6 protein-coding genes are annotated in these 7,927 nt (G+C 75.5%); 3 read left to right on the top strand and 3 right to left on the bottom strand.

Translation table 11 applies throughout. The features are described from left to right. Positions 1 to 27: 27 nt before the first annotated feature. On the bottom strand, positions 28 to 1,227 hold the full coding sequence (locus K6I33_RS27755) for an ROK family transcriptional regulator (protein ID WP_229357278.1): 1,200 nt from the start codon (positions 1,225 to 1,227) through the stop codon (positions 28 to 30). Between the two features lie 196 nt (positions 1,228 to 1,423). Between K6I33_RS27755 and K6I33_RS27750 the strand changes: the two genes are divergently transcribed. Further along, positions 1,424 to 1,927 carry an FBP domain-containing protein gene (locus K6I33_RS27750; protein WP_229357277.1) on the top strand — a complete coding sequence of 168 codons (504 nt, stop codon included), beginning with the start codon at positions 1,424 to 1,426 and terminating at the stop codon, positions 1,925 to 1,927. Positions 1,928 to 2,014: 87 nt separating this feature from the next. Here the strand turns inward: K6I33_RS27750 and K6I33_RS27745 are convergent, their stop codons facing one another. Further along, positions 2,015 to 3,094 carry a mechanosensitive ion channel family protein gene (locus K6I33_RS27745; RefSeq protein ID WP_229357276.1) on the bottom strand — a complete coding sequence of 360 codons (1,080 nt, stop codon included), beginning with the start codon at positions 3,092 to 3,094 and terminating at the stop codon, positions 2,015 to 2,017. Positions 3,095 to 3,363: 269 nt separating this feature from the next. Between K6I33_RS27745 and K6I33_RS27740 the strand changes: the two genes are divergently transcribed. Further along, entirely contained in the window at positions 3,364 to 3,900 is a 537-nt protein-coding gene (locus K6I33_RS27740) for an HNH endonuclease (RefSeq protein ID WP_126914175.1), read from the top strand. 63 nt (positions 3,901 to 3,963) lie between these two features. Here the strand turns inward: K6I33_RS27740 and K6I33_RS27735 are convergent, their stop codons facing one another. Further along, the gene (locus tag K6I33_RS27735; RefSeq protein ID WP_229357275.1) at positions 3,964 to 7,041 is read right to left on the bottom strand and encodes a beta-N-acetylglucosaminidase domain-containing protein; all 3,078 of its coding nucleotides are present in this window, start codon (positions 7,039 to 7,041) and stop codon (positions 3,964 to 3,966) included. 242 nt (positions 7,042 to 7,283) lie between these two features. Here K6I33_RS27735 and K6I33_RS27730 point away from each other — a divergent pair. Beyond that, positions 7,284 to 7,927: 4-alpha-glucanotransferase (locus K6I33_RS27730; RefSeq protein ID WP_229357274.1), on the top strand; the 644-nt coding region annotated here is incomplete at its 3' end.

Below are 7,927 nucleotides of genomic sequence, written 5' to 3'. Positions count from 1 at the left end.
GGGGGAAGCAGGGGGAACGGTGGGGCGTCAGGCGGTGTCGAAGACGTCGTCGCGGACGTCGGTGAGGGCGGTGCGCAGGGCGCCGATGAGGATGGCGGGGCCCTCGACCTCGCTCAGCCGCAGCCGGGGCCGGGGCAGGGCGAGACCGGTCAGCCCGGCCTCGACCACCTCGCGGAGCCGCTCGCCGCCGGCCCGGCAGACCGCGCCGGAGAGCACGATCAGCTCCGGGTCGACGACGGCGACGACCGCCGCGAGCCCGGTGGCCATGCGCGACCCCAGCTCGGCGAGGAAGGCGTCGGCGGCCGGGCCGGGGGTGCGCGCCGCGCGCTCCAGCGCCTCGGGGCCCGTGGGGGCGTCGAAGCCGTGCTCGCGCGCCAGCCGGGCCACGGCCAGGGTGCCCGCGAGCCTCTCGAAGCCGCCCCCGCCGTCCGGGGCGTTCCTGGCCTCGCCGCGGGCGAGCGGGGCGCCGGGCAGGGGCATGTAGCCGATCTCGCCGGCGCCGCCGGTGGCCCCGCGCAGCAGCCGGCCGCCGAGGACGATGGCCGCGCCGACGCCCTCGTCGATCCAGACCAGGACGTAGTCGTCGGTGTCGCGGGCGGCGCCGGAGTGGTGCTCGGCGATGGCGGCGAGGTTGACGTCGTTCTCGATGACGACCGGGGTGCCGATGACCTCGGCGAGCTCGGCGCGCAGGGTGCGCGAGTGCCAGCCGGGCAGGTGGGGGGCGTAGCGCAGGGTGCCGGTGCGGGGGTCGAGGGCGCCGGGGGTGCCGATGACGGTGCGGTGGAGGGCCTCGCAGCCCAGGCCGGCGGCGGCCAGCGCGCCGTCGACCGCGGCGGCCACCAGGTGGGCGGTGCGGCCCGGCTCCCCCTCGTCCTTGACGTCGGCCTCGACGCGGTGCTCGCCGAGGACGGTGCCCGCGATGTCCGCGACGGCGGCCGAGATGCCCTTCTCGTCGACGGCGAGGGCGGCCACGTGCGCGACCGAGGGGTTCACCTCGTACAGCTGGGCGTTGGGCCCGGGGCGGCCGGTGACATTGCCGACGGCGCGCACCAGCCCGGCGGCCTCCAGCCGGGCGAGGAGCTGGGAGGCGGTGGGCTTGGAGAGCCCGGTGAGCTCGCCGAGGCGGGTGCGGGTCAGGGGGCCGTGGCTGATCAGCAGGTCGAGCGCGGCGCGGTCGTTCATCGCGCGCAGGACGCGTGGCGTCCCGGGGATTCCCACTCCGGCCATGGCGCTTGGTCCCCCGCCCTCGAGGTCGTCCCTCGAAACAGTCTGTAAGAAATCTGTAAGGAAACTTTCCTATCGGTCGCTCAGGACGTTAGGCGCAGGTCAGCGCACCGTCAAGGAGTCCGGACCGGCGGAATCAAAAGTTCCGAGGCAAAAATAACGCGACACCCCGGTGGTGTCGCCGGTAGGTTCCCGATGCATGGAACCACTGGGCGACAGCGAGATACGCGCCTCCTTCGTCAACTGCTCTAAGGGCGAGGCCCGCAGGATGAGCCTGCCCCGGGAGCTCGACGGGCTCCCCTGGACCGACCTGGACTTCCTGGGCTGGCGGGACCCGGGCGCCCCGGACCGGGGCTATCTCGTGACGGAGCGGGCGGGTGAGCTGGTGGGGGTCACCCTGCGGGTGCCGCAGGGCGGGCCCCGGGCCCTGACCAAGACCACCATGTGCTCGCTGTGCCTGACCGCGCACGGCGGTTCGGGCGTCTCCCTGCTGGCCGCCCGCAAGGTCGGCGCCTCCGGCCGCGACGGCAATACGGTCGGCGCCTATATGTGCGCGGACCTGGCCTGCTCGCTGTATGTGCGGGGGAAGAAGACGCCGCTGATGGCCATGCGCTACAAGGAGTCCCTCTCCGTCGAGGAGCGCCTGGACCGGCTGCGCGGCAATCTCGACGACTTCCTGGACAAGGTCCTCCGGGAGGGCTGAGCCCCCGGACAGGCCAAGGGCCCCCTCACCACATCGGCGGTGAGGGGGCCCTCTCCCATGGGGCTTCCGGGCATGGGACGTCCGGGACTACGGCTTGCCGAGCGTCACACCCGGCGGCACCGGCGGGATCGGCGCCGTGGCCAGCGACTGCGGGGAGGCGGGGTTGGCCATGGCGGACGGGGCGGCGACGGCCGCCGCCAGGTCCGCCGCGGCCGCCGTGCGCAGCTCCGCCTCCTGCGGCTGGCCGACCATCGGGATGCCCTCGGCGTCCAGGGCGCGCTTGATGCGCCAGCGCAGCTCGCGCTCCACGGAGAGCGCCTTGCCCGGCACGGTCTTGGCCGACACCCGGACGACCACCGAGTCGAGGTAGACCGCGTTCAGGCCCAGCACCTCGACGGGCTCCGCCAGCCGCTCGCTCCACGGCTCGTCCTTCTGCATCTCCTCGCCGGTGCGCTCGATCACCGCGCGCACCCGGTCCAGGTCCTCGTCGGAGCGCACCTGGACGTCGACGCCCGCGGTCGCCCAGCCCTGGCTGAGGTTGCCGATCCGCTTGACCTCGCCGTTGCGGACGTACCAGATCTCGCCGTCGGCGCCGCGCAGCTTGGTCACGCGCAGCCCGACCTCGATGACGGTGCCCTTGGCGACGCCCGCGTCGACCTCGTCGCCGACGCCGTACTGGTCCTCAAGGATCATGAAGACGCCCGAGAGGAAGTCGGTCACGAGGTTCCGGGCGCCGAAACCGATGGCCACGCCCGCCACACCGGCGCTGGCCAGCAGCGGCGCGAGGTTGATCTTGAGCACGGAGAGCACGGTCAGCGCCGCCGTACCCATGATCAGGAACGAGGCGACGCTGCGCAGCACCGAGCCGATGGCCTCCGAGCGCTGGCGCCGCCGCTCGGCGTTGACCAGCAGGCTGCCCAGGGCCGTGCCGTCGACGGCCTGGGCGGTGCGGTTCATCCGCGCTATCAGCTTGGTGATGGCCCGGCGGATCAGGGAGCGCATGGCCACCGCGATCACGATGATCAGGATGATCCGCAGACCGTTGGTCAGCCAGACGGACCAGTTCTGCTCGACCCAGCCCGCGGCGTCGTTCGCCGTGCGCTGGGCCTCGTCCAGGGACACAGGGCGGGGCGTCGAGTCTGCGGCCAGGGCAGCGGACCGGAACACGGCAGAAATCCTCCGATAGGGGACGTGACCCACGACGAGGAGTGGCGCGGGCCGATCCACCACACTAACGGGGCAGACGGAATGCTCCGTTGTTGTGTTCGAGATGGGACAGGTCTTGCGCGTGAGTGGCCGTGATTGTCCTGGGTGTGCTCCAAAACACCTGAGACCCGTTACCCGATGATGGTGGCGCTTGTGGCGGGGACCAGGGGACACTTGCAGGAGATCGTCCCGGCGCGAGCCACGCGCCGCCGGCGTACAAGGAGGCACCCGTGCCGCATGTCCTGGTCCTCAACGCGTCGTACGAGCCGCTCGGCGTCGTACCGCTCCGCCGCGCGCTCATACTCGTCCTCAATGAGAAGGCCGTCAGCCTTGAGGACACCGGCGCCTTTCTGCACAGCGCGACCTGCACGATCCCCGCACCCAGCGTCGTCCGCCTGAAGCGCTTCGTGCGGGTGCCCTTTCGGGGCCCCGTCCCGCTCACCCGCCGTGCCCTCTTCGCCCGGGACGGCGGACGCTGCGCGTACTGCGGTGGCGTCGCAACCAGCGTCGACCACGTCGTCCCGCGCAGCCGCGGCGGCCAGCACAACTGGGAGAACGTGGTGGCGGCCTGCCGCCGCTGCAACCACGTCAAGGCCGACCGGCACGTCTGGGAGCTGGGCTGGCGGCTGCGCCACCAGCCCGCGCCGCCGTCCGGCCTGGCGTGGCGGATCATCGGCACGGGCCATAGGGACCCGCGCTGGCTGCCCTACCTGGAGGCATACGGCGCCGAGGACGCGATGGCCCGGATCGACGGCATTTCCGCCTGAGACCGGGCCGTCGTCGTTCACGGCCCCGCGCGGGCGGCGCCGGGCCAGGCCCGGCGCCCCCGCTCAGGACCCCTTGGCGGGCTCCCGCACGGCGTAGGCCTCCACCTCCCACAGCGAGTACCCGAAGCGGGTGGCCCGCTTCTCGCCCTGGACGCGCACGAACCGCGCGTCCGGCGCGTCCATGCGCACCGACTCCACGCCGCCCTTGCCGTCGGTGACCACCGCCGCGTCCCGCCAGGTGCGGCCGTCCGGCGAGACCTGGACGCGGTAGCGGACGGGGTGGGCGTCCTGCCAGTGGAGCACCAGCCGGCCCAGCCGCACCGGCCGGGCGAGCTCCAGCTGCCACCAGGCGGAATCGGTGTGCGGGGACGACCAGCGGGTGCCCGGATCGCCGTCGATCGCGGCCGAGGCCGGGAAGGCGGCGGTCTCGTCGCCGGAGGACGTCGCCCGGGCGCCGCGCGCCAGGTCCGGGCCGCCGGTCGGCGGATACGCCCGGACGGTCACCGTCCGCTCCTGCCCGGCCAGCCGGACGGTCACCGTGAACGTCCGGGCGGGCGCCCCCGCCGGCACCGACAGCTCGATCCGGGCCGTGGTCACGCCCCCGCGCACGGCGGTGAGCTCGGCCGGGGCCTTGACGGTCACACCCGAGGGCGCGGCGACGGCGAGCCGCTCCCGGATCGCCTCCGGACGCTGATTGATCATGCGGAGCTCGACGACCGCGGGCCGCCCCCCGATCTCCGCGTCCGTGTCCCCGCCGGTCAGCTCGACGGCGGCGGTGGCGCCGTCGGCGAACCACGGGGTGAGCTCGTGCACCGCGGGCGGGGTCGCGCCGCCGTCCCACACCACGCGCAGCGCGTCGGCCCGTACGCCCTTGCCCGGCAGCTGGGTCCAGCCGCCGTCCGCGACCCGGCCCAGCGGCTGCCAGCCCCGGGCCGGGTCATGGGCCTCGACCACGCCGCCCGCCCCGGGCGCGGGCTGGGTGAGCAGGGTGACCACGGTCAGCGGACGCGGCTCGGGCAGCCGCACGGACAGCGGGACCCCCGGCCGGGGGGTGACGGCCGTGGCCGGGTCGCCGTCGGTGGCCGCGCCCGCCGTGCGCAGCGGCCGGTCGACACCGGTCCAGCCGTTGGCCCGGGCCAGGGCCGTCTCGAGGAAGGGCAGCAGCACGCCCTTGCCCACGGTCGCCCGGCCCGCGTTGATCTCCCGGCGCAGCCGCTGGACGTCCAGCTGGGCGCTCCAGGCCGCCGCGCCGTCGCCCCGCGCCTGCGCGGTGATCATGTCCACGGCCCGCTGTCCCGCCTCGCCGTGCCGGCCGAGCTGCTCCAGCCACGGCCGCACCTCGCCGCCGAGCAGCGGGGTGAGCCGCGCGGGGGCGCCGGCCATGGTGCGGAAGGCCGCCTTCAGCCGGTCGGCGGCCTCGGCCAGCCGGCCGGCGTCCGCCGTGCCCTGGGCGTCCCAGAAGGCGTCCAGCAGCGGGCGCAGATACGCCGACTCCTCACCGCCGAGCACCGAGGACGCGTCGTTCGCGGCGAGCGCCCGCAGGGCCTCGCGCGTCGCCGCGTCGCCCGACTCCCCGCCCGCGAGGTCGTCGACGGCCGCCCGCCAGGACTCGTCGGGCCGGTAGCCGCGCGGGTTCCACGCGTAGTCGGCGGCGGTGAACAGCGGGATGCGCGAAGCGGTGGGCTGTGCCGCCGCGTTGGCCAGCAGCGCGACGGAGCCCGCGGCCACGGCCGGCTCACGGCCGGTGTACGGGCCGAGGAAGATACGGTCCTGCGCGAAGTCGTTGACCGGGTAGTTGTCCATGGTCACCAGCGGGTGCGCGAAGGCCGCCCGGGCGTCGGCCAGTTCACCGCCGGTGATGGTCTTCGGCACCACCCCGACCCCCGTCCAGGCCACCTCCACCCGCCGGTCCAGCGCCTCGGCCAGCGCGCGCCGGAAGGCGGTGCGCCCGTCCTGGTAGTACTCGGTGGGCAGCAGCGACAGCGGGGCCGCCTCCGGGCCCTTGGCCGCCAGGTGCTTCGCCAGCTCGCCCGCGACCTTCGCCTGCGCCTTCGCGGCCGCCTTGGGACCGGAGCCGAACGCGTCCGCGTCCGCGCCGCAGTGCCACTCGCTGTAGCTGACGTCCTGGAACTGGAGCTGGAAGGCGCGCACCCCCAGCGCCCACATCGCGTCGGCCTTGCGCTTGAGCGCCCGCATGTCCGAGGCCGAGGAGAAGCACAACTCCTGCCCCGGCGCGATCGCCCAGCCCAGCGTCACATGGTTGCGGCGGGCCCGCTCGGCCAGCTCCCGGAACTCCGCGCGCCGCTCGGCGGGGTAGGGGGCGCGCCAGCGGGCCTGGCGGTAGGGGTCGTCGCCGGGCGCGTAGAGATAGCGGTTCTGCTTGGTGCGGCCCAGGAAGTCCAGCTGCGCCAGCCGCTGTTGGTGCGACCAGGGCTGCCCGTAGAAGCCCTCCGTCAGCCCGCGCACCGCCGTGCCCGGCCAGTCGCGGATCACGGCCCCCGCGAACGCGCGGCCGCCGTCGCGCGCCACGGCCAGCTGACGCAGCGTCTGCGCCGCGTGGAAGAGCCCGTCCTCGCCCACGCCCGCCAGCGCCACCACCGGCCGCCCGTCCAGCTGCCCGGTGGCCAGCCGGTAGCCGCCCGAGGGGAGGTCGTCGACCGGCTGGGCGCCCAGCGCGCGCAGCGCGTCCTCGGCCGCCTTGCCGCCCGCGTAGACGATCAGGCCGCCCGTCGGCGGGGTGCCGCCCGGCTGCGCGTCCACGACCGTCCGGGCGCCCTGGGCGCGCAGCACGTCCCGCAGCGCCTCCAGGGCGTACTGGTCCGTCCCCTGATCGGCCATCAGCGTGACCTCGTCGCCCACCCGCGCGGACGTGCCCAGGGCCCGCGCCGACTGGGGGCGCGGCCACACCGGCGGCAGGGCCCCGGCGCTCTCCCGGTCCGGGGAACCGGGTGAACCGGCGGCGGCCGACGCGGCATCACCCGGCAGGGGGTCGGCCACGGCGTCCCCGGCCCCGCCGAGCAGCCCGCCGAGGAGCGCCGCCGCCAGTACGGTGACCCCGGCGCGGCGCGGCCCGGGACGCCCCAGGCGCCCCGTGCCCACGGCCCGGCCGGTCCGCTCGCTTCCGTCGCTTCCGTGGGACATGGTTCTTCTCCTCCGGACGCGTTGCGGGACCGAGTTGCGGGACCAAGGCGGGACCAAGGTGTGGGACCGAGGTGCGGGGCGGTGCCCCGGGAAAGCCGCGACGAGCCCATCACCAGCGCTGAAGCGATGTCAACGCAGGTGACCGAACTGCCGGTAATGCCCGGCGGGATGTACGGATGTGTCGGCCGCAGCGCGGAGTGGGTAGGCAGAAGCCGTCGGCGGTGGCGACCTTGGAGGTCCGGATGGACAGAGCACGCCTCGCCGGGCTGCACGGCGTCGCCACGTCCTACGAGACCGCGCCCGGCAGCGTGGTCCGGGTCCCCGAGGACACCCTCGTCGCGGTCCTCGCCGCGCTGGGCGTCGACGCCTCCACGCCCCGGGCCGTCCGGGCCGCCCTGGAGGCCCGGGAGCAGGCCGGGCGCGGCCGGCTGCTGCCCCCGGCCGTCGTCCTGCGGGGCCGCGCGGGCGCCCCGCCCCCGCTGCCCCGGGGCACGGCCCTGACCGTCGAGACGGAGGACGGCGCCACGCTCCCCTGGGGCGCGGACGGGAGCGCGGACGGAGACGCGGACGGGGGCTCGCGCGGGGGCGCGGAACCCCTCCCGTACGGCGCCCACGTCCTGCGCGCCCGGACCCCCGACGGCCGGTCCGCGAGCGCGCCGCTGATCGTCGCGCCCGAGCGGCTGCCCACGCCCCCGGAGCGCGGCCACGGCTTCCTGGTCCAGCTCTACTCCCTGCTGTCCGCCCGCTCCTGGGGCATGGGGGACCTCGGCGACCTCGCCGACCTCGCCGCCTGGGCGGGCCGCTCCGCCGGCTCCGACTTCCTCCAGGTCAACCCCCTCCACGCGGCCGTCCCCGGACCGCCCACCGACCCCTCGCCCTACCGCCC

Origin of the sequence: Streptomyces sp. UNOB3_S3, assembly GCF_020740895.1 — a bacterium.
Taxonomy (GTDB): Bacteria; Actinomycetota; Actinomycetes; order Streptomycetales; family Streptomycetaceae; genus Streptomyces.
Note: the sequence above shows the minus strand (reverse complement) of the source record. Positions and strands in the feature narration are given on the sequence as shown.